Genomic DNA, 289 nt, shown 5'->3' with positions numbered 1-289 from the left:
CCCATCGAGAAGGCCGTGACCAGCGTCGCGGCGGACCAGCGCGACAAGTGGGCCCTGTTCGACACCTACAACGGCCGCAACGTCACCGTGGCCTACCAGGAACTCGAGTGGGGACAAGGTCTTAATATCCCCACATCCAAGCCAATCGGGAGGCACGCCATGACGCACAGGATCGGACAGACCTTCATCGGACAGACCTTCTCCAGCCTCGCCCTCGGCCTCGTCCTGGCGACGACGGCGCTGTCGGGACCGCTCGCCGGCGGCGCGCGGGCGGCCGGCGCCTCCGACA

Annotated in this window: 1 pseudogene; it reads left to right on the top strand. The window is 67.8% G+C overall.

Features of this window, described 5'->3' with window-relative positions:
* A pseudogene (locus tag ACLBYB_RS33325) lies at positions 1 to 111 on the top strand (quinoprotein relay system zinc metallohydrolase 2); the annotation flags it as partial.
* Positions 112 to 289: the final 178 nt, after the last annotated feature.

It is taken from the genome of Methylobacterium sp. D54C, assembly GCF_053345595.1.
The sequence above is the reverse complement of the archived record's forward strand: the minus strand, read 5'-3'. Positions and strand labels throughout refer to the sequence as shown.